The organism is Halomonas sp. BN3-1 (genome assembly GCF_003056325.1).
Taxonomy (GTDB): Bacteria; Pseudomonadota; Gammaproteobacteria; order Pseudomonadales; family Halomonadaceae; genus Halomonas; species Halomonas litopenaei.
In genome coordinates, this window is the sequence record NZ_PYVV01000067.1 from 1 (window position 1) to 311 (window position 311).

A 311-nucleotide genomic window follows, 5' to 3' on the forward strand; every position below is an offset into this window, starting at 1 on the left:
CCGGCACCCTTGACCGCTTCGGCGGCGGCCTCGACGAAGCCGTCGAGCGCCTCGCCCTTGACCGCGATCACCAGCCCCGGGTTGGTGCAGAACTGGCCGGCCCCCATGGTCAGCGAGCCGACGAAGGCCTCGCCCAGCTCCTTGCCACGGGCCTTGAGCGCCTCGGGCAGCAGGAACACCGGATTGATCGAGCTCATCTCGGCGTACACCGGGATCGGCTCGGGACGCGCCTGGGCGGTCTTCATCAGGGCGGTGCCACCGCTGCGCGAGCCGGTGAAGCCCACCGCCTTGATCCGCGCGTCGCTGACCAG

General features: G+C 71.1%; 1 protein-coding gene. It reads right to left on the minus strand.

Annotated elements, in window-relative coordinates; translation table 11 throughout:
- A partial coding sequence (locus C9F12_RS22335; RefSeq protein WP_114447135.1) for an aldehyde dehydrogenase family protein occupies positions 1 to 311 on the minus strand: 311 nt, incomplete at both ends.